This is a genomic window from Kitasatospora sp. NBC_01300 (assembly GCF_041435235.1).
Lineage (GTDB): Bacteria > Actinomycetota > Actinomycetes > Streptomycetales > Streptomycetaceae > Kitasatospora.
In genome coordinates, this window is record NZ_CP108408.1 from 2,887,031 (window position 1) to 2,912,032 (window position 25,002).

23 protein-coding genes and 1 riboswitch are annotated in these 25,002 nt (G+C 72.0%); of the genes, 18 read left to right on the forward strand and 5 right to left on the reverse strand.

The window, feature by feature from the left end:
• Window positions 1-6: 6 nt before the first annotated feature.
• Entirely contained in the window at window positions 7-804 is a 798-nt protein-coding gene (locus OG556_RS12705) for a rhomboid-like protein (protein ID WP_371517159.1), read from the reverse strand.
• 563 nt (window positions 805-1,367) lie between these two features.
• Here OG556_RS12705 and OG556_RS12710 point away from each other — a divergent pair.
• From OG556_RS12710 to OG556_RS12735, 6 genes are all read left to right on the forward strand, one after another.
• Window positions 1,368-2,105 (forward strand): response regulator transcription factor, encoded by a 738-nt coding sequence (locus OG556_RS12710; RefSeq protein WP_063351140.1) that lies wholly within the window; start codon window positions 1,368-1,370, stop codon window positions 2,103-2,105.
• A gap of 92 nt (window positions 2,106-2,197) precedes the next feature.
• Complete coding sequence (locus tag OG556_RS12715) at window positions 2,198-3,328, forward strand: cell wall metabolism sensor histidine kinase WalK (RefSeq protein ID WP_063347842.1); 1,131 nt, start codon at window positions 2,198-2,200, stop codon at window positions 3,326-3,328.
• Between the two features lie 282 nt (window positions 3,329-3,610).
• Entirely contained in the window at window positions 3,611-7,378 is a 3,768-nt protein-coding gene (locus OG556_RS12720; protein WP_371517160.1) for a multifunctional oxoglutarate decarboxylase/oxoglutarate dehydrogenase thiamine pyrophosphate-binding subunit/dihydrolipoyllysine-residue succinyltransferase subunit, read from the forward strand.
• Between the two features lie 126 nt (window positions 7,379-7,504).
• The gene (locus OG556_RS12725) at window positions 7,505-7,684 is read left to right on the forward strand and encodes a DUF6104 family protein (protein ID WP_063347844.1); all 180 of its coding nucleotides are present in this window, start codon (window positions 7,505-7,507) and stop codon (window positions 7,682-7,684) included.
• 225 nt (window positions 7,685-7,909) lie between these two features.
• Window positions 7,910-8,818, forward strand: coding sequence for a DUF4097 domain-containing protein (locus tag OG556_RS12730; protein WP_371517161.1), 909 nt, complete (start codon window positions 7,910-7,912; stop codon window positions 8,816-8,818).
• A gap of 1 nt (window position 8,819) precedes the next feature.
• Window positions 8,820-9,851 carry a PadR family transcriptional regulator gene (locus tag OG556_RS12735; protein WP_371517162.1) on the forward strand — a complete coding sequence of 344 codons (1,032 nt, stop codon included), beginning with the start codon at window positions 8,820-8,822 and terminating at the stop codon, window positions 9,849-9,851.
• Window positions 9,852-10,028: 177 nt separating this feature from the next.
• Here OG556_RS12735 and OG556_RS12740 read toward each other — a convergent pair whose 3' ends face one another.
• Window positions 10,029-10,991 carry a zinc-binding dehydrogenase gene (locus OG556_RS12740; protein WP_371517163.1) on the reverse strand — a complete coding sequence of 321 codons (963 nt, stop codon included), beginning with the start codon at window positions 10,989-10,991 and terminating at the stop codon, window positions 10,029-10,031.
• Window positions 10,992-11,115: 124 nt separating this feature from the next.
• Window positions 11,116-12,309 carry an NADP-dependent malic enzyme gene (locus OG556_RS12745; RefSeq protein ID WP_363588855.1) on the reverse strand — a complete coding sequence of 398 codons (1,194 nt, stop codon included), beginning with the start codon at window positions 12,307-12,309 and terminating at the stop codon, window positions 11,116-11,118.
• 1,009 nt (window positions 12,310-13,318) lie between these two features.
• Here OG556_RS12745 and OG556_RS12750 point away from each other — a divergent pair.
• The 4 genes from OG556_RS12750 to OG556_RS12765 all read left to right on the forward strand — a co-directional run bounded on the left by OG556_RS12750 (window position 13,319) and on the right by OG556_RS12765 (window position 16,758).
• The gene (locus OG556_RS12750) at window positions 13,319-14,248 is read left to right on the forward strand and encodes an ABC transporter substrate-binding protein (RefSeq protein ID WP_371517164.1); all 930 of its coding nucleotides are present in this window, start codon (window positions 13,319-13,321) and stop codon (window positions 14,246-14,248) included.
• Window positions 14,249-14,285: 37 nt separating this feature from the next.
• Window positions 14,286-15,260, forward strand: coding sequence for an amino acid ABC transporter permease (locus OG556_RS12755; protein ID WP_350879646.1), 975 nt, complete (start codon window positions 14,286-14,288; stop codon window positions 15,258-15,260).
• Entirely contained in the window at window positions 15,257-16,054 is a 798-nt protein-coding gene (locus OG556_RS12760) for an amino acid ABC transporter ATP-binding protein (RefSeq protein WP_363588850.1), read from the forward strand. Before OG556_RS12755 ends, OG556_RS12760 begins: the two co-directional genes overlap by 4 nt.
• A gap of 113 nt (window positions 16,055-16,167) precedes the next feature.
• Window positions 16,168-16,758 carry a CGNR zinc finger domain-containing protein gene (locus tag OG556_RS12765; protein ID WP_363588848.1) on the forward strand — a complete coding sequence of 197 codons (591 nt, stop codon included), beginning with the start codon at window positions 16,168-16,170 and terminating at the stop codon, window positions 16,756-16,758.
• Between the two features lie 46 nt (window positions 16,759-16,804).
• Here the strand turns inward: OG556_RS12765 and sodX are convergent, their stop codons facing one another.
• Window positions 16,805-17,239: a nickel-type superoxide dismutase maturation protease gene (gene sodX, locus OG556_RS12770; protein WP_363588859.1), complete on the reverse strand. Its 435-nt coding sequence runs from the start codon at window positions 17,237-17,239 to the stop codon at window positions 16,805-16,807.
• 223 nt (window positions 17,240-17,462) lie between these two features.
• Between sodX and sodN the strand changes: the two genes are divergently transcribed.
• From sodN to OG556_RS12805, 7 genes are all read left to right on the forward strand, one after another.
• Window positions 17,463-17,858: a superoxide dismutase, Ni gene (sodN, locus tag OG556_RS12775; RefSeq protein ID WP_063347853.1), complete on the forward strand. Its 396-nt coding sequence runs from the start codon at window positions 17,463-17,465 to the stop codon at window positions 17,856-17,858.
• A gap of 88 nt (window positions 17,859-17,946) precedes the next feature.
• Window positions 17,947-18,086: riboswitch (cobalamin riboswitch) on the forward strand.
• 89 nt (window positions 18,087-18,175) lie between these two features.
• A complete protein-coding gene (locus OG556_RS12780) occupies window positions 18,176-19,258 on the forward strand; it encodes a FecCD family ABC transporter permease (protein ID WP_371517165.1) in 1,083 nt (360 codons plus the stop codon).
• Window positions 19,258-20,022 (forward strand): ABC transporter ATP-binding protein, encoded by a 765-nt coding sequence (locus tag OG556_RS12785; RefSeq protein ID WP_371517166.1) that lies wholly within the window; start codon window positions 19,258-19,260, stop codon window positions 20,020-20,022. The genes OG556_RS12780 and OG556_RS12785 overlap by 1 nt, the downstream gene beginning before the upstream one ends.
• 22 nt (window positions 20,023-20,044) lie before the next feature.
• Entirely contained in the window at window positions 20,045-21,040 is a 996-nt protein-coding gene (locus tag OG556_RS12790; RefSeq protein ID WP_371517168.1) for an ABC transporter substrate-binding protein, read from the forward strand.
• Between the two features lie 71 nt (window positions 21,041-21,111).
• Window positions 21,112-21,594, forward strand: coding sequence for an N-acetyltransferase family protein (locus OG556_RS12795; protein WP_371517169.1), 483 nt, complete (start codon window positions 21,112-21,114; stop codon window positions 21,592-21,594).
• A 249-nt stretch (window positions 21,595-21,843) separates the two neighbouring features.
• A complete protein-coding gene (locus tag OG556_RS12800; RefSeq protein WP_350879653.1) occupies window positions 21,844-22,254 on the forward strand; it encodes an anti-sigma regulatory factor in 411 nt (136 codons plus the stop codon).
• Window positions 22,255-22,413: 159 nt separating this feature from the next.
• Window positions 22,414-23,418, forward strand: coding sequence for an RNA polymerase sigma factor SigF (locus OG556_RS12805; protein WP_350879654.1), 1,005 nt, complete (start codon window positions 22,414-22,416; stop codon window positions 23,416-23,418).
• A 48-nt stretch (window positions 23,419-23,466) separates the two neighbouring features.
• Here OG556_RS12805 and OG556_RS12810 read toward each other — a convergent pair whose 3' ends face one another.
• On the reverse strand, window positions 23,467-23,895 hold the full coding sequence (locus OG556_RS12810; protein WP_371517171.1) for a hypothetical protein: 429 nt from the start codon (window positions 23,893-23,895) through the stop codon (window positions 23,467-23,469).
• A 50-nt stretch (window positions 23,896-23,945) separates the two neighbouring features.
• Between OG556_RS12810 and OG556_RS12815 the strand changes: the two genes are divergently transcribed.
• On the forward strand, window positions 23,946-24,917 hold the full coding sequence (locus tag OG556_RS12815; protein WP_363588834.1) for a diacylglycerol kinase family protein: 972 nt from the start codon (window positions 23,946-23,948) through the stop codon (window positions 24,915-24,917).
• Window positions 24,918-25,002: the final 85 nt, after the last annotated feature.

A 25,002-nucleotide genomic window follows, 5' to 3' on the forward strand; every position in this document is an offset into this window, starting at 1 on the left:
GAAGGGTCAGCGCACGTCCAGGACCGGAGCGCCGCCCGGCGCGGGCGAGGAGCCCGCGGCCGGCGCCTCGACCCGGCGCGTCCGCGGCTTCGGCCGCGGCCGGCGGGCCTGGGCCCGGCGCAGCCAGCGCCACAGCGCCACCCCGGTGAGCACCGCGGCCGGGTGTCCCACGGCGGTGACCAGGTCCCGCTCGGTGAGGATCTGCTCGGCGATCAGCAGCCCGGCGCCGCCGAGCGCGACCAGCCGCCCGCGCCACGGCAGCAGCCCGGCCACCGCGCCCAGGCAGGTGAGCACGCCGTAACTGACGCCGATGTCCAGGTAGTCCAGCGCCCCGGCCTCCATCCGCCCGGTCTCCACCGCGGTGATCACCACACCCTGGGACAGCAGCGTGGCCGTGACGTGCCCGATCGCGAAGACCGCCGCCGCCCGGGCGGGGCCGATCCGGCGCTCCAGCGGCGCGAGGGTGACGGCGAATCCCCACAGGTACGGCATCCACACCTCGCCGGCCACCCAGAAGCCGCTGAGCACCAGCGCGCGCAGGGGGTGCTGCAGGAGGTTGTGGCCGTCGGAACTGGAGGCCTCCTGCAGCCGCTGCACGAGTTCCGGATCGGCGAGTTTGGCAAAGGTCGTGGTGGCGCCCACCACGGCGAGGTAGCCGAGGGTGAAGGGGTTCCGCCGGGGTGTCGGCACCCGCGCCAGCAGCCACTCGACGACGCCGGTGCGCAGACCGTGCCGGAGCATCCCGTACGGCGGGCCGGCGGTCGACGCCCCGACCCGTCCGGCACCTCGCCGCAGTCCAGCCATGCCGCCCTCCGCTCCACGCCGGCAGCCACCGGCCCCTCACCCAGGTGCCCAACGTACCGGCGCGCGCCGCGGATCCCGCCCTGCGGGGCGTTGTCGTGGCCACGTTACGTCGAGGTTCTGAGAGGCATCTGAGAAAAGCCGGTGAAGACCGTCAGGAAACCGGTCGACCGGATTCCTGATATTGGTCCAGACCTTCTTCCGGTGAGCGCGCCGACAGGGGCTCTGACCGGCGACTTGGCGTCAACTCGACTGCATACGTACCGTTACGCAGAGAAAAATCGCCGGGTAAGGTATCGGCCCGTGCCCACTCGTGCAGTGGGCTCCGAGGGCGGCCCGACGGCCGGCCCACGGGCCGGAAACGTCCGGTCCACCTGCCGGGAGGCATCCGCTGTCCGTACGCTGCGAAGTGCGCGGGAGAAGTGGGCGGGCGACAATCCGCCCGCCGACCCGCACGCACGACGGGACGGCGGACCCGGCACAGTCCACGACGGAACAAGACTACGAGCGGAGCCCGCCATCCCCACAGGTGGCCGGCCCGCAGCCCTGGGGGCGGTGGCGTGACCGTGACAGAACTTCAGCAGGACAACAACCACAGCGGCGGCACGGTGAGCAGCCAACGCAGAGTGCTGGTGGTGGAGGACGAACCGACGATCGCGGAGTCGATCGCGGCCCGGCTGGGCGCGGAGGGCTTCAAGGTCGCCGTGGCCCACGACGGGCCGGGCGCGGTCGACGGCTTCCACACCTGGCAGCCGGACCTGGTGGTCCTCGACATCATGCTGCCCGGCTTCGACGGCCTTGAGGTGTGCCGCCGGATCCAGGCGCAGCGCCCGGTGCCGGTGCTGATGCTGACCGCGCGCGACGACGAGACGGACCTGCTGGTCGGCCTCGGCGTGGGCGCCGACGACTACATGACCAAACCGTTCTCGATGCGCGAACTGGCCGCCCGGGTCAACGTGCTGCTGCGCCGCGTCGAGCGCGCCCAGCAGGCGGCCCGCACGCCCGCGCTCGGCTCGCTGCGCTTCGGCGAGCTGGAGATCGACCACGTGCAGCGCCGGGTCCGGCTCGCCTCGGGCGACGTCCACCTGACGCCCACCGAGTTCGACCTGCTCGCCTGCCTGGCCGCGCAGCCGCGCGCCGTGCTGACCCGCGAGCAGCTGCTGGCCGAGGTCTGGGACTGGACGGACGCGTCCGGCACCCGCACCGTGGACAGCCACGTCAAGGCGCTGCGCCGCAAGATCGGCGCGAGCTGGATCCGTACCGTCCACGGCGTCGGGTACGCGCTGGAGGCCCCGCTCTCCTAGCGGCGAGCCTCGGGCGACGGGCCTCCGGGGGGCCCGTGTCCCGAACTGCCGCGCACCACGCGGGGGACGTACGCGGGGATCACAGGGGACCAATGACCTTTCCACAGCAACGCAACGGGGACACCGGCGGCACGCGGTCGCAGACGCTGGCCGCCCGCGCCGCCCGCCGGGTCTGGGCCGACATCCGGCCGCTCGACCCGGTCCGCTCGATCAAGGGCAAGCTCGCCCTGCTGGTGATCGTCTCCGTCTTCCTGGCCACCGGCATGGTGGTCGTGGCGATCCGGTCCGAGACCCAGATCCGGATCATCATGGTCTTCTCCATGATCGCCTCGCTGCTCTTCATGCAGTTCCTCGCGCACGGGCTGACCGCCCCCCTGCGCGAGATGACGGCCGCCGCCCGCGCGATGGCCTCCGGCGACTACAGCCGCCGGGTCGAGGTGAACTCGCGCGACGAGATCGGCGAACTGGCGACCACCTTCAACCAGATGGCCGCCGACCTGGGGGCCGCCGACCGGCACCGCCGCGAGCTGGTCGCCAACGTCTCGCACGAGCTGCGTACGCCCATCGCCGCGCTGCGCGCCGTGCTGGAGAACGTGGTGGACGGCGTCGTCCAGCCCAATCCGGCGACCCTGGGGGCCGCCCTGGAGCAGACCGAGCGGCTCGGCCGCCTGGTCACCCACCTGCTGGACCTCTCCAAGATCGACGACGGCGTGGTCGACCTGGACGCCCGCCCCTTCGAGGTGCGCGAGTTCCTGGACGGCGTGCTGCGCGGGGTCACCGTGGACGGCGCGACGGCCGGCGGGGCGTTCTCCCGGCGCGGCGACGTCCGGCTGGCGCTGGAGGTCAGCCCGACCGGCCTGACCGGCGTGGCGGACCCGGAACGGCTCCACCAGGTGGTCGCCAACCTGGTCGACAACGCCTGCAAGCACTCCCCGCCCGGCGGCACCGTGACGGTGCGCGCGCGGCCCGACGGCGGGCCCGGCGGCCTGCTGCTGGAGGTCGAGGACGAGGGCCCGGGCATCCCGCCGGCCGACCGCGGCCGGGTGTTCGAGCGGTTCAGCCGCAGCGGCACCGCGACCGCCCAGGGGCCCGGCTCGGACGGCGGCACCGGCCTCGGCCTGGCCATCGCCCGCTGGGCGGTGGACCTGCACGGCGGTCGGATCGCGGTCGCCGAGTCGCCGCGCGGCTGCCGGATCGAGGTCCGGCTGCCGGGGCAGCGCTGAGGGTCGGATGTGTCACAGAAGCGACACAGACGTACACGAAGATCATTGGATGATCCCCATGGGGCTTTGTCCGGTTTTGTCCGGATATGCCCTATGGATGGAGGCGGTCGGTTCCCCTCAGATACGGCTTTCTAACGCACATTTTCAGCCAAACTGCAGGTCAGGACTGTGATCTGGGCGACGCCTGGGGCCCGGGGACTGCGCGATCACTGGTCAGGGGCGTAGCCTTAATCCCCGCTGTCCAAACATCCCAAAAGGAAGCGGAAGAGGGCGGTTGCCGCCGTGTCGCCACAGTCCCCTGAAACCCCCAATAGCTCGGCTAGCTCCACTGGCTTCGGTCCCAATGAGTGGCTCGTCGATGAGATCTACCAGCAGTACCTCCAGGACCCGAACTCGGTCGACCGAGCCTGGTGGGACTTTTTCGCCGACTACAAGCCCGGTACCGAGGTGACCCCAGTGACCCAGGCCGCGACCCAGGCCGGCCCCACGCCGACCCCTGCCGCTGCCCCCGCGCCCGCTGCTGCTGCTCCGGCCGCGACCGCCCCCGCCGCACCGGCCGCCCCGGCCGCTCCGGCGCCGGCCCCCGCGCCGCTCGCCGCAGCTCCCGTCGCGCCCCCGGCCCCGGCCCCCAAGGCCGCCGCCCCGGCCCCGGCCGCTCCGGCCGCCGCCGCGGCGGACGCGCCCGCCGGCCCCGAGCTGATCCAGCTGCGCGGCCCGGCCAAGGCCGTCGCCACCAACATGGACGCCTCGCTGGAGGTGCCGACCGCGACCTCGGTCCGCGCGGTGCCCGCGAAGCTGTTGATCGACAACCGCATCGTCATCAACAACCACCTGCAGCGCGCCCGCGGCGGCAAGGTCTCCTTCACCCACCTGATCGGCTACGCCCTGGTCCAGGCCATCAAGGCCGCCCCGGGCATGAACTACAGCTACAAGGTGGAGAACGGCAAGGCCTTCCTGGTCAAGCCCGAGCACGTCAACCTCGGCCTGGCCATCGACCTGGTCAAGCCGAACGGCGACCGCCAGCTCGTCGTCGCGGCCATCAAGAAGGCCGAGACCCTCGACTTCTTCGGCTTCTGGCAGGCCTACGAGGACATCGTCCGCCGGGCCCGCGCCAACAAGCTGACCATGGACGACTTCACCGGCGTCACGGTCTCGCTGACCAACCCCGGCGGCATCGGCACCGTGCACTCCGTGCCGCGCCTGATGCAGAACCAGGGCACCATCGTCGGCGTCGGCGCCATGGAGTACCCGGCCGAGTTCCAGGGCTCCGCCCCGGAGACCCTGTCCCGCCTGGGCGTCTCCAAGATCATGACGCTGACCTCGACCTACGACCACCGCGTCATCCAGGGCGCGGCGTCCGGCGAGTTCCTGCGCGAGATCCACCGCCTCCTCCTCGGCGAGAAGGGGTTCTACGACGAGATCTTCGAGTCGCTGCGGATCCCGTACGAGCCGGTCCGCTGGGCCACCGACGTCGCCACCACCCACGACGACGAGGTCAACAAGACCGCCCGCGTCATGGAGCTGATCCACGCGTACCGCGTGCGCGGCCACCTGATGGCCGACACCGACCCGCTGGAGTACAAGCAGCGCAAGCACCCCGACCTGGACGTCACCACCCACGGCCTCACCCTGTGGGACCTGGAGCGCGAGTTCGCGGTCGGCGGTTTCGGCGGCCAGAAGATGATGAAGCTCCGCGACATCCTCGGCCTGCTGCGCAACACGTACTGCCGCACCGTCGGCGTCGAGTACATGCACATCCAGGACCCGAAGCAGCGCAAGTGGCTGCAGGAGCGCCTGGAGAAGCCGTACTCCAAGCCCGAACGCGAGGAGCAGCTGCGCATCCTGCGCCGGCTGAACTCGGCCGAGGCCTTCGAGACGTTCCTGCAGACCAAGTACGTCGGGCAGAAGCGCTTCTCGCTGGAGGGCGGCGAGTCGCTCATCCCGCTGCTGGACGCCACCATCGACGCCGCCGCCGAGCACCGCCTCGACGAGGCCGTCATCGGCATGGCCCACCGCGGCCGCCTGAACGTGCTGGCCAACATCGTCGGCAAGCCGTACGGCAAGATCTTCGGCGAGTTCGAGGGCAACCTCGACCCGAAGTCGATGCACGGCTCCGGCGACGTGAAGTACCACCTCGGCTCCGAGGGCACCTTCACCGGCCTGGACGGCGAGACCATCAAGGTCTCGCTCGCCGCGAACCCCTCCCACCTGGAGACGGTCGACCCGGTCGTCGAGGGCATCGCCCGCGCCAAGCAGGACATCCTGGACCAGGGCGGCACCACCTTCCCGGTGCTGCCGATCCAGATCCACGGCGACGCGGCCTTCGCCGGCCAGGGCGTCGTCGCGGAGACCCTGAACATGTCGCAGCTGCGCGGCTACCGCACCGGCGGCACGATCCACCTGGTGGTCAACAACCAGGTCGGCTTCACCGCCGCCCCGGCGTCCTCGCGCTCCTCGATGTACTGCACCGACGTGGCCCGGATGATCGAGGCCCCGATCTTCCACGTCAACGGCGACGACCCGGAGGCCGTGGTCCGCGTCGCGCGGCTCGCCTTCGAGTTCCGCCAGGCGTTCCACAAGGACGTCGTGATCGACCTCATCTGCTACCGCCGCCGCGGTCACAACGAGGCCGACAACCCGTCGTTCACCCAGCCGCTGATGTACGACCTGATCGACAAGAAGCGCTCGGTGCGCAAGCTGTACACCGAGGGCCTGATCGGTCGCGGCGACATCACCATGGAAGAGGCGGAGCAGGCGCTCCAGGACTTCCAGGGCCAGCTGGAGAAGGTCTTCGCCGAGGTCCGCGACGCCGCCCAGACCCCCGCCCCGGCCACCGCCGGCAAGCCGGTCGCCGACTTCCCGGTCAACATCCAGACCGGCATCTCCCAGGAGATGGTCAAGCGGATCGCCGCCTCGCAGGTCAACCTGCCGGACTGGCTGACCGTCCACCCGCGCCTGCTGCCGCAGCTCCAGCGCCGCGCCGCCTCCGTCGAGGACAACACCATCGACTGGGCGACGGGCGAGACCCTCGCCATCGGCTCGCTGCTCATGGAGGGCCACCCGGTCCGCCTGGCCGGCCAGGACAGCCGCCGCGGCACCTTCGGCCAGCGGCACGCCGTCCTGATCGACCGCAACACCGGCGAGGACTACACCCCGCTGCAGTACCTCACCGAGGACCAGGCCCGCTACACCGTCTACGACAGCCTGCTGTCGGAGTACGCGGCGATGGGCTTCGAGTACGGCTACTCGCTGACCCGCCCGAACTCGCTGGTCATGTGGGAGGCGCAGTTCGGCGACTTCGTCAACGGCGCGCAGACCGTGGTGGACGAGTACATCGCCTCCGCCGAGCAGAAGTGGGGCCAGCACTCGGGCGTCACCCTGCTGCTGCCGCACGGCTACGAGGGCCAGGGCCCGGACCACTCGTCCGCCCGCCCGGAGCGCTTCCTGCAGCTGTGCGCGCAGAACAACATGACGGTCGCCATGCCGACCCTGCCGTCGAACTACTTCCACCTGCTGCGCTGGCAGGCGCACAACCCGCACCACAAGCCGCTGGTCGTCTTCACCCCGAAGTCGATGCTGCGTCTCAAGGCCGCGGCGAGTGCGACCGAGGAGTTCCTGTCCGGCTCCTTCCGCCCGGTCATCGGTGACAACACCGTCGACCCGGCGCAGGTGCGCAAGGTCGTCATCACCGCCGGCAAGTTCTACTACGACCTGGCGGCGGCCCGCACCGAGCGCGGCGTCACCGACACCGCGATCGTCCGGGTCGAGCGGCTCTACCCGCTGCCGGTGGCCGAGCTCCAGGAGGAGCTCGCCCGCTACGGCGACGACGTCCAGTTCGTCTGGGCGCAGGAGGAGCCGGACAACCAGGGCGCCTGGCCGTTCATCGCGATGAACCTGGTCGACCACCTCCAGGTCGTCGTCGGCCGCAGCGCCAACGGCTCGCGGCTGCGCCGCGTCGCCCGCACGACGGCCTCGTCCCCGGCGGTCGGCTCGGCCAAGCGGCACGCCGCCGAGCAGCAGGCGCTGATCGAAGAGGTCTACTCGCTCTGAGGCCCTGACGCCCCGAGGCGCTGGAGCACCGACGCCCGCGGCCCCCGTCCTCCCCTGGGAGACGGGGGCCGCGGGCGTCCCCGACTATCCTGACCAGGTCAATCCCCACCGGACCGGAGTGAACCCGTGTACTTCACCGACCGCGGCATCGAGGAGCTGCAGAACCGGCGCGGCGACGAGGAGGTCACCTTCGAGTGGCTGGCCGAGCGACTGCGCGAGTTCGTCGACCTCAACCCGGACTTCGAGATCCCGGTCGAGCGGCTGGCCACCTGGCTGGCCCGGCTCGACGACGAGGACGACGAGTGACCGGTGCGGTGCCGTCGCACTGAACCGCTGACGAGGGGCCCGGCAGGCGATCGCCTGCCGGGCCCCTCACGCATCCGCGCCCGCCCGTAGGGGGCGCTTCGGGGGCGGCTCCGGGCCGGCTCAGGGGCGGGATCCGGGACGGCACGCTTGACTTGCGCGTCACGCGATATATCGTCTTTAAAAGAGAACGCGATACATCGCGATCGGCAACGGGAGGCGGCAGAGATGAGCCAGTGGACGGTCGAGGGTCCCGAGAGGATCACCATCGACGAGGCGGTCCGGGCGCTGCACGTGCGGATCATCGAGGGCACGGTGAACGTGGTGGCGGCCGAGGGCCCGGCCCGCCTGGAGGTCACCGAGCTCCAGGGCGAGCCGCTGCACGTGACCCTGGTGGACGGCGTCCTGACGGTCACCTACAAGGACATCAACAGCTGGGGCGAGTTCGGCGACCGGCTCAAGTCGGTCGACGCGGTCAAGGGCTTCTTCAGTTCCTTCAAGCGCAAGCGCGTCGCCGGCGTCACCCTGACCGTCCCGGCCGACGCCGAGGTCAAGGTCGGCACCGTCTCGGCCGGCGCCACCGTCTCCGGGATCACCGGGCACGTCTCGGTGCAGAGCGCCAGCGGCGACGCCACCCTGGTCGGCCTGACCGGCCGCACCGAGGCCAACACCGTCACCGGCGACGTCGACGCCCAGTCGGTGGCCGGCCAGCTCAAGGTCAACACCGTCTCCGGCCAGCTCACCGTCGTCGCCGGCACCGCCGACCGGATCCAGGCCAACGCCGTCACCGGCGCCGTCACCCTGGACCTCGACGTCGCCAACCCGGCCGACATCAAGGTCACCACCGTCAGCGGCCCGGTCGTCATCCGGATCCCCTCGCTGGCCGACGCCAAGGTCGAGGCCGGCTCCACCAGCGGCGACATCTCCAGCACCTTCGACGGCCTCAAGCTCAGCGGCAGCTGGGGCGCCAAACGCCTGTCCGGCCAGCTCGGCGACGGCCGGGGCAGCCTCGCCGTGACCACCGTCTCCGGCGGCGTCACCGTGCTGCGCCGCCCCGACCCCGAGGACGAGACGCCGGTGGTCGTCAAGGAGCTCCCGGCCGGACTCGGCAAGCCCGACCTCACCAAGGAGGCGTGAGATGACGCCCGTGTTCGGCCACGGCCGGCTCCGGCTCTACCTGCTGAAGCTGCTCGACGAGGCCCCGCGGCACGGCTACGAGGTGATCCGCCTGCTGGAGGAGCGCTTCCAGGGCCTGTACGCACCCTCCGCCGGGACGGTCTACCCCCGGCTCGCCAAGCTGGAGCAGGAGGGCCTGGTCACCCACAGCACCGAGGGCGGCCGCAAGGTCTACCGGCTGACCGACGCCGGGCGCGCCGAACTGGAAGCCCGACAGGGCGAGTTGGACGACCTGGAAGTGGAGATCCACGACTCCGTGGCGCAGCTCGCCGGGGCGATCCGCGAGGACGTCCGGGACAGCGCCAAGGACCTGCGCGAGGAGCTGTGGCAGGCCGCCCGGCAGGCCCCCCGGCCGGACCGCGCCGAGGGCGGGGACCCGTGGTCCGGCCCGTGGGGCGACAACGAGTCCTGGCAGCGCGCCAAGGAGGAGTTCGCCCAGTTCAAGCGGCAGGCCAAGGACCAGGCCAAGCGCGCCCGGGAGCAGGAGAAGGCCGCCAAGGCCAAGGCGAAGGCCGCCGAGGAGGAGGCCCACCGGCTGCGCGAGCAGGCCAAGGCCTCGCGGACGGCCGCGCAGCAGGAGGCGCTGCGGATCAAGCGCCGGGTCGAGCAGCAGGTGCGCGAACACGCCGCGAAGGGCGACTGGCCGACCGGCCTGGCCGAGGGCCTGGCCGAGCTGACCAAGGGCCTGTCCGGGCTGGCCGACGCGGCCCGCTGGGGCCATCCGGCCGACGGGCCGGCCGAGGAGGTCACCGTCACCCAGATCGACCTGGACAAGGACGAGCCGACCACGCCGACCGCCCCGGCCGACCTGCCGCCGTGGGCGCGGACCGACCCGGACGGCGACCCGGCCCGCGAACTGGAGCGGCTGCTCGACCGCTTCCGCGACCAGGTCCGCGACGCGGCCCGGGACGGCGGCGTGAGCGGCGACAAGCTGGCCGAGGCCCGCTCGGTGCTGGGCTCGGCCGGCGAGCGGCTGAAGCGCCTGCTCGGCTGACCGGCAGGCCGCCGGACCACCACCGGCCCGGCACGCTCCGCGGAGCGTGCCGGGCCGGTCCGCGTCAGGGCCGCACCGGCGTCGGGGCCGGACGACGCCAGGACCACAAGACGTCACGGCGTCACGGCGTCACGGCGTCACGGCGTCACGGCGTCACGGCGTCACGGCGTCACGGCGTCACGGCGTCAGCACGATCTTGCCGAAGACGTCGCCCTTGGCGAGCCGCGCGAAGCCGTCCCGGGCCTCGGCCAGCGGCAGCACCGAGTCGATCACCGGCCGGACGCCGCTGGTCGCGCACAGCGAGAGCAGCCCGGCCAGTTCCTCCTTGGTCCCCATCGTCGAGCCGACCACCTTGAGCTCCAGGAAGAAGATCCGGTTCAGCTCGGTGGCGCTCGGGTTGGGGCCGGAGGTGGCACCGGAGATGACCACGGTGCCGCCCGGGCGCAGCGCCTTCACCGAGTGCGCCCAGGTCGCGGCGCCGACCGTCTCCATCACCGCGTCCACCCGGGCGGGCAGCCGGGCGCCGCTCTCGAAGGCGGCGTCGGCGCCGAGCTCGACCGCCCGGCGGCGCTTGGCCTCGTCCCGGCCGGTGACCCAGACCCGCAGCCCGGCGGCCTTGCCGAGGACGATCAGCGCGGTCGCCACGCCGCCGCCCGCGCCCTGCACCAGGACGGTGTCGCCGGGCTTGACCCCGGCGTTGGTGAACAGCATCCGGTAGGCCGTCAGCCAGGCCGTGGGCAGGCAGGCGGCCTCTTCGAAGCTGAGTTCGGCGGGCTTGGGCAGCAGGTTCCAGGTCGGCACGGCCACCTGCTGGGCGAAGGTCCCCTGGTAGCGCTCGGTCAGGATGGACCGGGGTTCGTCCGGGCCCACCCCGTGGCCGCTCTGGCCGATCACCGAGTGGAGGACGACCTCGTTGCCGTGCTCGTCGACACCGGCGGCGTCGCAGCCGAGGATCATCGGCAGCCGTCCGGCGGGCAGGCCGACCCCGCGCAGCGACCACAGGTCGTGGTGGTTGAGGCTGGCGGCCCTGACCGTGACCACGCTCCATCCGGGGCGGGCCTGCGGCTCGGGGAGTTCACCCAACTCCAGTCCGCCGAGCGGGTCATCGGCGTCGATACGTGCGGCGTAGGCAGCAAACATGCTGCGGACGATAGCCGCGCCGGCCGGGGCCGGGAACCACGCGCGGGTGTGACGCGTGTCCCGGCCCCGGCCGTGTCGGCGGCGCCGCTCGCTCCGGGCCTGCCCGGCAGCGGCGCCCGGATCGTCAGATCCGGGCCACGCCCTCGGCCCGGGCGGCCTCGGCGACGGCCTTGGTGACCGCCGGGGCGACCCGCTCGTCGAACGGCGAGGGGATGACCTTCTGCGGCGTCAGCTCGTCGGCGACGACACCGGCCAGCGCCTTGGCGGCGGCCAGCTTCATGCCCTCGGTGATCCGGCTGGCCCGCACCTGGAGGGCGCCGGCGAAGATGCCGGGGAAGGCCAGCACGTTGTTGATCTGGTTCGGGAAGTCGCTGCGCCCGGTGGCGACGACCGCCGCGTACTTGTGCGCGACCTCGGGGTGGATCTCCGGGGTGGGGTTGGCCATCGCGAAGATGAACGCGCCCGCGGCCATGGTCGCGACGACCTCCTCCGGCACGGTGCCGCCGGAGACGCCGATGAACACGTCGGCGCCGGCCAGCGCGTCGGCCAGGGTGCCCCTGAGGCCGGTCCGGTTGGTCAGTTCGGCGATCTCGGCCTTGACGTCGGTGAGGTCGCCGCGGCCGTCGTACACCACGCCCTTGCGGTCGCAGACCGCGACGTCGCCGATGCCCGCCGCCACCAGCATCTTGGCGATGGCGATGCCGGCCGCGCCGGCGCCGGAGATGACGGCCCGCAGCGAGCCGATCTCACGGCCGGTCACCTTGGCCGCGTTCCACAGGGCGGCGGTGGTGACGATCGCGGTGCCGTGCTGGTCGTCGTGGAAGACCGGGATGTCCACGGCCTCCTGGAGCCGGCGCTCGATCTCGAAGCAGCGGGGGGCGGAGATGTCCTCCAGGTTGACGCCGCCGAAGGAGGGCGCCAGCCGCACCACGGTCTCGACGATCTCGTCGACCTCGGTGCAGGCGAGCGCGATCGGCACCGCGTCCACGCCGCCGAACTGCTTGAACAGGATGGCCTTGCCCTCCATCACGGGCAGGGAGGCCTCCGGGCCGATGTCGCCGAGGCCCAGCACGGCGGTGCCGTCGGTGACCACGGCGACGGTGTTGGACTTCCAGGTGTAGTCGTTGACCAGCTCCGGCTGCTCGGCGATGGCCGTGCAGACGCGGGCGACACCGGGCGTGTAGGCGAGGGACAGGTCGTCCGCGTCGCGCACCGGGACGGTCGCCCGGATCTCCATCTTGCCGCCGCGGTGGAGCGCGAAAACGGCGTCGACCGGATCGACGGTGTCCTGGGTGCTGCTGATGATCTCCGCTGCCACGATGACCTCTTCGTCATTGATCTGGCGAGGGTGCGCGACCGACGGACAGGACGACCCGTCCGGAAACCGGAAACCGGGTACGCCGAAGCGGACCCGGGGGGCTGGGTCGGGGCGCTGCCGTCGGGCGGCGCCCTCGGATGAGGGTTTTATGGGTCTTGTTGGTCCGCGTAGTGCTTCCGGGCCGAGCGTAGGACGGACCAAGGCATCGCACCTATGCCTTTTCGTCCTCGTCACGTGCAGTTCATCGCCGAGCTGTCGCCTCATTGGGGCCCGGCGTCGGAAGCGCCGGGCTCCGGCGGCGGCAACGGTGATGGCGGCACGCGCACCCGCAGGAGTGAACGCAGACGCGCTGGGGAGTCGGCGTCCCGGATACGGAGCCACGTGATGACTTCCGTTCCCGGACACCCCGAGCCTGTCGGGGCTCGTCGGTCTGGTTCGAGCGTTCGGGGGTCACCCGGTACCGAATTCTGACACACCCGCCGCCGGGCCCGGCAGGGCGGGATGGCCGGATCGCGTGTCCGCCATTCCGCGTACACCCGCGCGTCACCGTGGCGGCCGCACGCCCCTGCGCCGTGGCCGACGGCGGCATCCGCGCCGGGGCGGCGGGCCTCCGGGCACCGGGCGGAGGGATCTGCATACTTATGCACGGGGTGACAGGAACACGGAATAAGTCCGAATAGCGGACAGCCCGGGCCCTCGTTATCCGATTTTGATCTGGATGAGGGCCATCTGACCGTCCACAGATGGCAGGATTCCCCCCATCTCGGATCGAGCCGGCCACTGGTCGAGGCGGTTCGCTCGACGTCCACCTCGGCGGAGGGTGGCGGAAGCAGTACCCCGTAGCAACCTGTGCGGCCCTGCCGCGCAGGCATCGCACCACCCGGCCCTGCACGTACGACGACGTACAGCGAAATACACCCGTACAGCGCCGCACGGCCCTGCCAGCCCGGTGTGCCGCCCCCCGCGGCGCGCTCCGCCCGCCCCTCTCCCTCAGGAGGAGATCCCCCTCATGACCCCGCGTACCCAGCGCACCCGGCTTCTCGCGGCCGGCGCGGTCGCCGCCTCCGTCACCCTCGTCCTGACCGGCTGCAGCAGCAGCAAGAGCGACGGTGGCAGCGGCGCGCCCAACGCCTCCGCGACCGTCAACGCGGTCAAGGCCGACGACAAGCTCGCCGCCCTCGTCCCCGCCGACGTCAAGTCCTCCGGCAAGCTCGTGGTCGGCGCGGACGCCTCGTACGCGCCGGACGAGTTCAAGGACGACAGCGGCAAGGTCATCGGCATGGACGTGGACCTGGCCAACGCCATCGCGGCCAAGCTCGGGCTGAAGGCCGACGTCCAGGACTCCGGCTTCACCGCGATCATCCCCGGCATCCAGTCGAACAAGTTCCAGCTCGGCATGTCGTCCTTCACGGACAACAAGGAGCGCGAGCAGATCGTCGACATGGTGACCTACTTCAACTCGGGCAGCGCCATCGCGGTCAAGAAGGGCAACCCCGACAAGGTCGACCCCGCCGACCTGTGCGGCAAGAAGGTCGCCGTCCAGACCGGCACCACCCAGGCCGACGAGATCAAGGACACCCGCAACCCGGACTGCGCCAAGGCCGGGAAGCCGGGCATCCAGAACGACGGCGACAAGTTCGACCTCCAGACGGACGTCACCAACGCCGTCGTCTCCGGCCGCGACCAGGCGATGATGGCCGACTCCCAGGTCGTCGACTACGCGATCAAGCAGGCCGGCGGCCAGCTGGAGAAGCTCGGCTCCACCTACGGCGTGGCCCCCTACGGCGTCGCCGTCGCCAAGGGCTCCAAGCTCACCCCCGCGATCCAGGGCGCCGTCCAGTCGCTGATCGACGACGGCACCTACAAGCAGATCCTCACCAAGTGGGGCGTCGAGTCCGGCGCCCTCGACAAGTCGACCGTCAACGGCGCCGTGAACTGACCGTCCGCCTGCTCCATCTCTCCCCCGAGGCCACACCGTGAACTCTCTGGACAAGGGGAAGGCGGAGGAGGGACGGCCTGAGACCATCAAGGCCGTCCCGGTCCGCCACCCCGGACGCTGGGTGGGCGCCGTCGTCATCGCCCTGCTCGCGGCGATGCTGCTGAGCGCCCTCTTCACCAACCCCGCTTTCAAGTGGGACATCGTCGGGCAGTACCTGTTCCACGACAGCATCGTGCACGGCATGGTCGTCACGCTGGAACTGACCGTCCTCTCCATGCTGATGGGCGTGATCGGCGGCATCGTCCTCGCCGTGATGCGCCTGTCCCCGAACCCGCTGCTCTCCGGCACCGCCTGGATGTACATCTGGGTCTTCCGCGGCACCCCGGTGCTGGTGCAGCTGGTGTTCTGGAACTTCCTCGGCCTGATCTGGGCCAAGCTGTCGATCGGCGTCCCGTGGGGGCCGGAGTTCTGGTCCGCGGACACCAACGTCCTGATCCCGACCTTCGTCGCCGCCCTGCTGGGCCTCGGCCTCAACGAGGCCGCCTACATGGCGGAGATCGTCCGCGGCGGCATCCAGTCGGTGGACGAGGGCCAGACCGAGGCCGCCCACGCGCTCGGCATGAGCCGGTTCCAGACCATGCGCCGGATCGTCCTGCCCCAGGCCATGCGGGTGATCATCCCGCCGACCGGCAACGAGACCATCTCGATGCTCAAGACCACCTCGCTGGTCAGCGTGATCTCCCTGGAGGAGATCTTCCGGGCCGGTCAGGTCATCTACTCCCGGAACTACCAGAACATCCCGCTGCTGATCGTGGTCAGCCTCTGGTACCTGTTCTTCACCTCGCTGCTGACCATCGGCCAGTACTACATCGAGCGCTACTACGCCCGCGGCTCCAACCGGACCCTCCCGCCCACCCCGTTGCAGCGGCTGCGGGGCCTGTTCGCCGGGAAGCCCGCCCCGAAGACCGGCGCCGACGTCGTCCCGGGGCTCGAGGGAGGTGGTCACGTATGACCGACCTGAGCAAGACCCCGGCCGCCGCCACCGGACAGCCGATGGTCCGCGCCGAGGGCGTCCACAAGTCCTACGGCTCCGTGCACGTGCTCAAGGGCATCGACCTGGAGGTCAAGCAGGGCGAGGTGTTCTGCCTGATCGGCCCCTCCGGCTCCGGCAAGTCGACCTTCCTGCGGTGCATCAACCACCTGGAGAAGATCAACGGCGGACGCCTCTGGGTGGACGGCGAACTGGTCGGCTACCAGCAGAAGGGCGACAAGCTCTACGAGCTCAAGGACCGCGAGGTCGCCGTCAAGCGGCGCGACATCGGCATGGTCTTCCAGCGCTTCAACCTGTTCCCGCACATGACGGCCGTCGAGAACGTCATGGAGGCGCCGGTCCAGGTCAAGGGCGAGAGCAAGGCCGCCGCCCGGGAGCGGGCGATGGTCCTGCTGGAGCGGGTCGGCCTCGCCGACAAGGCGAAGAACTACCCCTCCCAGCTCTCCGGCGGCCAGCAGCAGCGCGTCGCGATCGCCCGCGCTCTGGCCATGAAGCCCAAGCTGATGCTGTTCGACGAGCCCACCTCGGCGCTCGACCCCGAACTGGTCGGCGACGTCCTCGACGTCATGCGCGGCCTCGCCGAGGAGGGCATGACCATGGTGGTCGTCACCCACGAGATGGGCTTCGCCCGCGAGGTCGGCGACGCGCTGGTGTTCATGGACGGCGGCGTGGTGGTCGAGTCCGGCAACCCCCGCGAGGTGCTCACCGACCCCCGGCACGAGCGCACCCGCGCCTTCCTCTCCAAGGTGCTGTAGAACCGTACCGACCGGCGCCCGGCAGGCTGCTCCTGCCGGGCGCCGACGTTTTCCCCACCCAGGTAATAGGCTGGACGCAATCAGCCCGTTACCGACCTTCTGGAAGGACCTCCGTGGAGCTCGCCTCTTACGCCGATCTCGCCGTTCGGCTGGTGAACACCGAGGAGCCCGGGCGCGGCACCGACACCCTGACGTCCGTGGACGCGGTGCGCGGCCTGTTCTCCGACTCCTCGCGGGCCGCCGCACAGGCCGACGAGTCCGACCTGCCCCGGCTGCGGGCGGTGCGGACCAGGCTGCGCGGGGTCTTCGAGGCCGCCGCCGAGGGCGACGAGATCCGGGGCGTCGACCTGCTGAACAGCCTGCTGATGGAGTACCCGGTCAGCCCGCTGGTCTCCGGGCACGACTACCTGGACGACGCCGGCCGGCCGCGCTGGCACCTGCACCTGGCCGACAACTCGCCCACCGCCACCGCGCACTTCAGCGCGGTCGCCTGCATGGGCCTGGCCGTCCACCTGACCGAGCTGGGCGCCGACCGGCTCGGCATCTGCCAGGCCGCGCCCTGCCGCAACGCCTACCTGGACACCTCGACCAACCGCTCCCGCCGCTACTGCTCGGACCGCTGCGCGACCCGCGCCAACGTCGCCGCGTACCGGGCCCGCAAGCGCCAGGAGGCCGAGGCCGCGGCACTCGGCGCCGCCGGCTAGGCACTGGCCGGGCAGGGCAGGGCAGGGCAGGGCAGGACTCAGGGGGTCAGAGCTCGTCCGCCCAGACGCCCAGGCGGCGGGCCAGGCCCGGCACCCGGGCCAGCCGGGTGCCCAGCAGCAGCCGCTCCAGCCGCCGCCCCGGCGCCAGCCAGGCCGGGCGCGGGCGCAGCCGCAGCAGCACCCGGCCGAGCACCAGCTCGTCCGGGACCGGGCCGTAGCTGCGGCTGTCGCTGTCCACCGGCCGGTTGTCGGACAGCAGCCACCAGCCCCTCGGACGCCGCTCGGCGGCCCGCTTCACCACCAGCAGGTCCTGCTGGAAGGGGTGCCGGAAGAGCACCACCGCGCCGGGCCGGATCGGCGCGCCGTAGCGCACCAGCAGCTGGTCGCCCTCGCGCAGGGTCGGGACCATCGACGGGCCCGCCACGTCGACCAGCCCGAACGGCACCGCGCCGCCGCCCCGCCCCCGGGGTTCCGTGCCCATCGGCTCCGCGCCCGCCGGTTCCGTGCTCCGCGCCACGACTCCTCCTCCCGGACCGCCCGGTCCCAGTCTGCCGTACGGACCGTCACCCCGTTCGATCCGTTCGATGTCCGGATTACCCCGGTTCCGGGTCCGCCTTTTGCCCTAGGCCCACCGCCCGATCGCGAAACCCCGGGTGCGGAAGGGTAATCTCGGGCGCGGGAAGACGATCTAAGGAAGGACTCCCATGTTCTCTCGTCTGTTTGCACCGCGCGCCACCGCCCACGCCCACTGTGACCTGCCCTGCGGCGTGTACGACCCGGCGCAGGCCCGGATCGAGGCCGAGTCGGTCAAGGGCACCCAGGAGAAGTACCAGGCCAACGAGGACCCGGCTTTCCGCACCCGCGCCCTGATCATCAAGGAGCAGCGTGCCGAGGCCGTCAAGCACCACATCTCGGTGCTGTGGAGCGACTACTTCAAGGCCCCGCACTTCGAGAAGTACCCGCAGCTGCACCAGCTGATCAACGACACCCTGAAGGCCGCCTCGGCCGCCAAGGCGTCCACCGACCCCGCCACCGGCCAGGCCCTGCTGGACCTGATCGCCGAGGTCGACAAGATCTTCTGGGAGACCAAGCAGGCCTGAGCCTGACGCGTCGCCACCCGACCGCCCCCGTCCGCGAGCCCGGACGGGGGCGGTCGTGCGTCCACGCCCCATCCGGGCCCGGTAAGGGTTGCCTAGCCTTTACGACTGTTATGCTGCCAGGGCGTCCGAGGGGGAAGTCCGGTGCGAATCCGGCGCTGACCCGCAACGGTGAGCGCGGCCCTGGTGGCCGCGCCAGCCCGATCGCCCCCGGCCGCTGAACTCCCGACAACTCGCCGTGGACTGCGAGGGGATGGCGCCCGGACCCGCCCCCGACCGGTGCCTCCCCCGCGCACCCGCGGCCCGAGGCAAGGCGCACCGTGAGCAGCACCGCAGCCGCGGGCAGTGGCGCAACGAGCCCGCCCGCCCGCCGAATACCCGCCCTCCCGCTCGCCGTCGGCCTGGCCGCCGCCCTGCTGCTCTCGCTGCTCTGCGGCGTGGCACTGGGCGCCTCCGGGATCGGCCTGCCCCGCGCCCTGCGGCTGCTGGCCGCCGGGCTGACGGGCGGACGGCTGGAGGCGGAGGAGGCCGCCGCCTACGCGATCGTCTGGGAGATCCGGCTGCCGCGCGCCGTACTGGCCGCCGTGGTCGGCGCCGGGCTGGCCGCCACCGGGGTCGCCGTCCAGGCCCTGGTGCGCAACGCGCTGGCCGACCCGTTCGTGCTCGGCATCTCCTCCGGCGCGGCCGTCGGCGCCAACGCCGTGCTGCTGCTCGGCGCCTTCGCCTCGCTCGGGGTGTGGGCGATCTCGGCCTCCGCGTTCGGCTCCGCGCTGGTCGCCATGGTGCTGGTCTACCTCGCGGCGCGCACGGCCTACGGGCTCACCCCGCTGCGGCTGGTGCTCACCGGCACCGCGCTCTCCTACGGCTTCTCCGCCGTCACCGCGCTGATGGTCTTCGCGGCCGCCCGCGGCGAGGCCGCCCGGGACGCCATGATGTGGCTGCTCGGCAGCCTCGGCGGCGCCACCTGGGGCTCGGTGCCGATCGCCGCCGCCACCGTGCTGGCCGGCCTGGCGTACCTGGCCTGCTCCGCCGGCCGGCTGGACGCGCTCGCGATGGGCGACGAGACGGCCGCCTCGCTGGGCGTGGACCCGGATCGGCTGCGCCGCGAGCTGTTCGTGGTGACCGCCGCCGTCACCGGCACGGTGGTGGCCGTCAGCGGGGCGATCGGCTTCGTCGGGCTGATGGTGCCGCACCTGGCCCGGATGCTGGTCGGCGCCGGGCACCGCCGGGTGCTGCTGGTCGCGCCGCTCGCCGGGGCGCTGCTGCTGGTCTGGGTGGACATCGTCTCGCGCACCCTGCTGGCGCCCGCCGAACTGCCGGTCGGGGTGGTCACCGCGGTGCTCGGGGTGCCCTGTTTCCTGCTGCTGATGCGCCGTCGCGGCTATTCCTTCGGAGGCCGCTGATGGATCTCGCCCTGGACTCCGTCTCGGTCGAGCTGGCCGGCGCCCGGCTGGTCCACGACGTCACCCTGGACGCCGCCGCCGGGCAGGTGGTCGGGCTGGTCGGGCCGAACGGCAGCGGCAAGTCGACGCTGCTGCGCTGCGTCTACCGGGCGCTGCGGCCGGCCGCCGGGGCCGTCCGGCTGGACGGCGCGGACCTGCACGCGCTGACCACGCGCGAGGCCGCCCGGCGGGTGGCCGCACTCCCCCAGGAGCACTCCGCCGAGTTCGACTTCACGGTGGCCGAGGTGGTCGCCATGGGCCGGCTGCCGCACCGGCGCGGGCTGGGCGGCCCGGGCGCGGACGACCACGCGCGCTGCACCGAGGCGCTGCGCAGGGCCGGCGCCGAGCAGTTGGCCGGGCGGGGCTTCCTGAGCCTGTCCGGCGGCGAGAAGCAGCGGGTGCTGATCGCCCGCGCGCTGGTCCAGGAGCCCCGGCTGCTGGTGCTGGACGAGCCCACCAACCACCTGGACATCGCCCACCAGTTGGACGTGCTGGCGCTGGTCCGGGAGGCCGGCCCGACGGTGCTCACCGCGCTGCACGACCTCAACCTGGCGGCCGGCCACTGCGACCTGCTGTACGTGCTGCGGGCCGGCCGGATCGTCGCCTCGGGGCCGCCCGCCGAGGTGCTCCGACCCGCCCTGCTGGCCGAGGTGTTCGGCGTCCGGGCCACTCCCGTCCGGCACCCGGTGACCGGCGCCGTCCAACTGCTCTTCGACCGGATCTGACCCACCCCCCGAAGGAACCCCCGTGCGCACCAAGGCCGTTGCCATCACCGCCCTGCTCACCCTCGGGCTCACCGCCTGCGGCGCCGAGATCGCCCCGAGCGGCGACGCCACCGCCGCCTCCGCCCACTACCCGGTGACCGTGGAGAACTGCGGCACCAAGCTCACCTTCCCGCAGAAGCCCGCCCGGACGGTGACCAACGACGTCGGCATCACCGAGCTGATGCTCGCCCTCGGCCTGGCCGACCGGATGGCCGGCTACGTGATGCCCGACGACAAGGGCCGGGTCGACCAGGTCGCCTGGAAGGACGGCTACCAGCAGACCGCGTGGCTCTCCAAGAAGGAGATCACCAAGGAGATCGTGCTGGGCGCCAAGGCCGACCTGGTCTTCGCCGGCTGGCACTACGGCTTCGACGAGGGCCGCGGCTTCACCCCGCAGGCGCTGGGGGACCTCGGCATCCCCTCGTACGTGCTCAGCGAGTCCTGCCGCAGCGGCAAGGGCACCGAGCGCGGCGTGATGTCCCCGCTGGACGCGCTCTACACCGACCTGGCCAACCTCGGCGAGATCTTCGACGTCCGCGACCGGGCGGACAAGCTGGTCGCCGGTTTCAAGGCGCAGGTCGCCGCCGCCCCGCAGCCCGAGCGCCGGCCGTCCGTGTTCCTGTACGACAGCGGGCAGGACAAGCCGTACACCGCCGGGAAGTTCGCCGCGGCCGACGAGATCATCGCCAAGGCCGGCGGGACCAACGTGATGGGCGACCTCGCGGACACCTGGGTCACCGCCGGCTGGGAGAGCGTGGTCCAGCGCGACCCCGAGGTGATCCTGATCAACAACTACGGCGAGACCGGCGCCGACGCCAAGCGCGCCTTCCTGAAGTCCTTCCCCCCGCTGGCCGGTGTCTCGGCGGTCAGGAACGACCGGATCTTCGTCCTGGACTACGTCGACCTGGTGGAGAGCCCGCGCAACCCGGCCGCGATCACCGCGCTGGCCGACTACCTGCGCACCGTCCCCGCCCGCTGACCCGCCCGCCTCCGGCCCGGGCCCCGATCCGGGCCTGGGCCGGAGGCGGGGGCGCGCAGTAGGCTCGCGGCATGATCCGCACCGCCGTCGTGACCGACGTTCCCGTCATCCTCGCCCTGATCCGCGAGCTCGCGGAGTACGAGAAGGCCCCGCAGGAGGCCGTGGCCACCGAGGAGCAGCTGCGCGACGCCCTGTTCGGCGCCGACCCGGCGCTGTTCGGCCTGATCGCCGAGGACGACGCCACCGGCGAGCCGGTCGGCTTCGCGCTCTGGTTCCTCAACTTCTCGACCTGGCGCGGCACCCACGGGATCTACCTGGAGGACCTGTACGTCCGCCCGCAGTCCCGCGGCGGCGGCCACGGCAAGGCGCTGCTGCTGGAACTGGCGCGGATCGCCGTCGAACGCGGCTACGCGCGGGTGGAGTGGTCGGTGCTCGACTGGAACACGCCCTCGATCGACTTCTACAAGTCCCTCGGCGCGGTGCCGATGGACGGCTGGACCGTCTACCGGCTCACCGGCGAGGCGCTCGCCGCCGCCGGCGGCGGCGGACACTGAACGGACCGTCCGAACCCCTGCCACCCTGCGTCGCGATGGCTTACCATGAGTGACTCCCGAGCCCCGGCCGGCGTGCGGAAGGCGGTAAGGTCTCAGGCGGATACGCGGCGTCCGGTCGCCCCGCGAAGGGTATGACCGGTACGTACCGCACCACCCCTCTGGACAGTTGGGGCGAAGCAGTTGAGCCAAGCAACAGACAGTGCCGCGGCCACCGGCCCGGAAGCACAGCGCGTCACCCAGGAGGTGAGGGTGTCCCAGATCGACGGCGAGCCCGGAGTGCAGGACTTCGTGGAGGTCCGGCTGCCCGCGGCGGGTGCCTACCTCTCGGTCCTGCGAACAGCGACGGCCGGCCTGGCGGCACGGCTCGACTTCACCCTCGACGAGATCGAGGACCTGCGGATCGCGGTCGACGAGGCCTGCGCCATCCTGCTCCAGCAGGCGGTGCCCGGCTCCGTCCTGACCTGCGAGTTCCGGCTGGTCGGCGACTCGCTGAAGGTGACCGTCGCCGCCCCCACCACCGACGGGAAGGCGCCCGAACGGGACACCTTCGCCTGGACGGTGCTCTCCGCCCTGGCCGGCGAGGTCGACTCCTCGGTCGGCGAGGACAAGACCGTGTCGATCAGCCTGCACAAGAAGCGCGGCGGCCCCGTCGCCCACTAGCCGGGGCGTCGACCAGCACCGCACAAGGGCCGTCCGCCAGGTCCCCGATCAGGGGCCGGGCGGGCGGCGCCCGGTACCGCCCCCCACGCGGTACGACCAACGAGACGATGCCGGGGCCCGAGGGCCCCGGTGCTCCCGGAACGGAACGGGGGAATGGCCGTGAGTGATCTGGACCGTACCGGCCTCGCGACGGCGGGACCTGCCGTACCGACCCAGGCGAGCGTTCCTGGCCTCGCCGCCAACGACGATGCGCACCCGAAGGACGCCCACCGGATGAGCCACCCGACCGAGCCGACGTCTGAACCGTCGCCCGCATCCCCGCCCCCGTCCGATCCGGCGGACGAGGCCGCGGACCTCCGCACCGCGGTGCCCGTCCAGGCACCGGCCCCGGCCCCGCACCGCTCGGGCGCACCGGACCGGGAGGCGGCCCGCGCGCTGTTCGTCCGGCTGTCCGCGCTGCCCGACGGCTCCCCGGAGCGCGTCGAGCTGCGCAACCAGCTGGTGCGGATGCACATCCCGCTGGTCGAGCACCTGGCCCGGCGGTTCCGCAACCGGGGCGAGCCGCTGGACGACCTGACCCAGGTCGCCACCATCGGCCTGATCAAGTCGGTGGACCGCTTCGACCACGAGCGCGGGGTCGAGTTCTCCACCTACGCCACGCCGACCATCGTCGGCGAGATCAAACGGCACTTCCGCGACAAGGGCTGGGCGGTCCGGGTGCCGCGCCGCCTCCAGGAGCTGCGGCTGTCGCTCACCACGGCGACCAGCGAGCTCTCCCAGCGGCACGGGCGCTCCCCCACGGTGCACGAGCTCGCCGAGCACCTGGGGATCTCCGAGGAGGACGTCCTGGAGGGCCTGGAGTCCGCCAACGCGTACTCCACGCTGTCCCTGGACGTCCCGGACAGCGACGACGAGTCGCCGGCCGTGGCGGACACCCTCGGCGCCACCGACGAGGCGCTGGAGGGCGTCGAGTACCGCGAGTCGCTCAAGCCGCTGCTCGCCCAACTGCCGCCCCGGGAGCAGAAGATCCTGGTGCTGCGGTTCTTCCGGAACATGACCCAGTCGCAGATCGCCGCCGAGGTGGGGATCTCCCAGATGCACGTGTCCCGCCTGCTGGCCCGGACCTTGGCCCAGCTGCGGGAGAAGCTCCTGGTGGAGGAGTAGGACTGACGGCCGCTCAGCCGGCGGCCGGCCCCCGACGGCCCTGTGCGCTCAGCCCTCGTGCGACGCGTACAGGGCCGCCGTCGACTTCGGGTTCAGCAGCGCGCCGATGCCGACCAGCCCGAGCAGGGCGACCAGCACGCCGACGCCGATCATCGCGCCGCCGCTCTCCAGCATGTAGTACCCGATCGGCAGGCAGATCGAGTTGGTGAGCACGGCCGGGCTGCGGCCCCAGCGGCGCTCCTTGAGCAGCGCGCGGGCGGCCAGCACCGGCAGCACGCCGAGCAGCACGATGACCAGACCGCCGAACTCGTTCAGGGCGAGCTGCTTGGACTGGCCGGACAGCGCGGACACCATGTCCCAGACGCCGACGACGGCCAGCGCGGCGCCCTCCAGGGCGGTGATGGCGGCGCCCACGGTCAGCGGCAGGGGGCGGGCGGGGCCCGCCGTGGGTACGGGTGCGGAGGATTCTGCGGTCACTCCAGCAGGGTAGCCGCCGGTTGGTCCGTACCGACCCGTAGGCTTTCCCCATGCGCGCTCTCCTGGTCGTGAACCACAAGGCCACCACCACCAGTGGCCGCACCAGGGACGTACTGATCCACGCGCTGCGCAGCGACCTCAAGCTGGAGGTGGCCGAGACGCAGTACCGGGGCCACGCCCGCGACCTGGCCCGCGAGGCCTCGGAGGACGGCACGGTCGACCTGGTGGTGGCGCTCGGCGGCGACGGCACCGTGAACGAGGTGGTGAACGGGCTGCTCGCGCACGGCCCGGGCGAGAAGGTCCCGCGACTGGCCGTGGTGCCGGGCGGTTCGACCAATGTGTTCGCCCGCGCGCTGGGCCTGCCCAACGACCCGGTGGAGGCCACCGGCGCCCTGCTGTACGCGCTGGAGCACGGGAGCGAGCGGCCGGTCGGCCTGGGCAAGGCGATGACCGACGGGCTCCCGGACCGCTGGTTCACCTTCACCGCCGGCCTGGGCTTCGACGCCGGGGTGGTCGGCCGGGTCGAGGAACAGCGCCGGTTGGGGCGCAAGTCCACCCACGCGCTCTACGTGGGGCAGGCGCTGCGGCACTACGTCACCCAGCGTGAGCAGCGTCGTTCCGGCCCCGTGGCCCTGGAACTACCGGGCCGCGAGGGCGTGCCGGGCCTGGCCCTGGCCATAGTCAGCAACACCTCGCCGTGGACGTTCCTCGGCAACCGCCCGGTGTACCCCTCACCGCTCGCCTCCTTCGACACCGATCTCGACGTCTTCGGGATCACCCGGATGACGGCGTTCGGCACCGTCCGAACGATCCGTCAGATCCTGCGGTCGTACGCCTCTTCGAGCGAAGGCGCCCCGCCGGCCGGCCCGTCCGGCAAGCACGTCGTCTCCTATCACGACGTCAGACACTTCACCTTGGTTTCAGAGGAACCGGCCCCGTTCCAGGTTGACGGGGACCACCTTGGAGACAGGAGTCGCGTCAGTTTCACAGGCGTACGGCGGGCACTGCGTGTGATTGTGTGACCGGAAGGGGGTTTCACCCTTCTTCTCGAACGCACAAGCCCCCTTCACTCCATAGAAGTACTGGCTGTGAGCTAGGCGACACCGA

Coding starts and splice junctions, on each gene's coding strand:
- sodN (WP_063347853.1), top strand. CDS start 17,463: ATGTTCTCTCGTCTGTTTGCACCGCGCGCCACCGCCCACGCCCACTGT.
- OG556_RS12705 (WP_371517159.1), bottom strand. CDS start 804: ATGGCTGGACTGCGGCGAGGTGCCGGACGGGTCGGGGCGTCGACCGCC.
- OG556_RS12735 (WP_371517162.1), top strand. CDS start 8,820: ATGACGCCCGTGTTCGGCCACGGCCGGCTCCGGCTCTACCTGCTGAAG.
- OG556_RS12795 (WP_371517169.1), top strand. CDS start 21,112: ATGATCCGCACCGCCGTCGTGACCGACGTTCCCGTCATCCTCGCCCTG.
- OG556_RS12740 (WP_371517163.1), bottom strand. CDS start 10,991: ATGTTTGCTGCCTACGCCGCACGTATCGACGCCGATGACCCGCTCGGC.
- OG556_RS12785 (WP_371517166.1), top strand. CDS start 19,258: ATGGATCTCGCCCTGGACTCCGTCTCGGTCGAGCTGGCCGGCGCCCGG.
- OG556_RS12815 (WP_363588834.1), top strand. CDS start 23,946: ATGCGCGCTCTCCTGGTCGTGAACCACAAGGCCACCACCACCAGTGGC.
- OG556_RS12730 (WP_371517161.1), top strand. CDS start 7,910: ATGAGCCAGTGGACGGTCGAGGGTCCCGAGAGGATCACCATCGACGAG.
- OG556_RS12750 (WP_371517164.1), top strand. CDS start 13,319: ATGACCCCGCGTACCCAGCGCACCCGGCTTCTCGCGGCCGGCGCGGTC.
- sodX (WP_363588859.1), bottom strand. CDS start 17,239: ATGGGCACGGAACCCCGGGGGCGGGGCGGCGGCGCGGTGCCGTTCGGG.
- OG556_RS12760 (WP_363588850.1), top strand. CDS start 15,257: ATGACCGACCTGAGCAAGACCCCGGCCGCCGCCACCGGACAGCCGATG.
- OG556_RS12715 (WP_063347842.1), top strand. CDS start 2,198: ATGACCTTTCCACAGCAACGCAACGGGGACACCGGCGGCACGCGGTCG.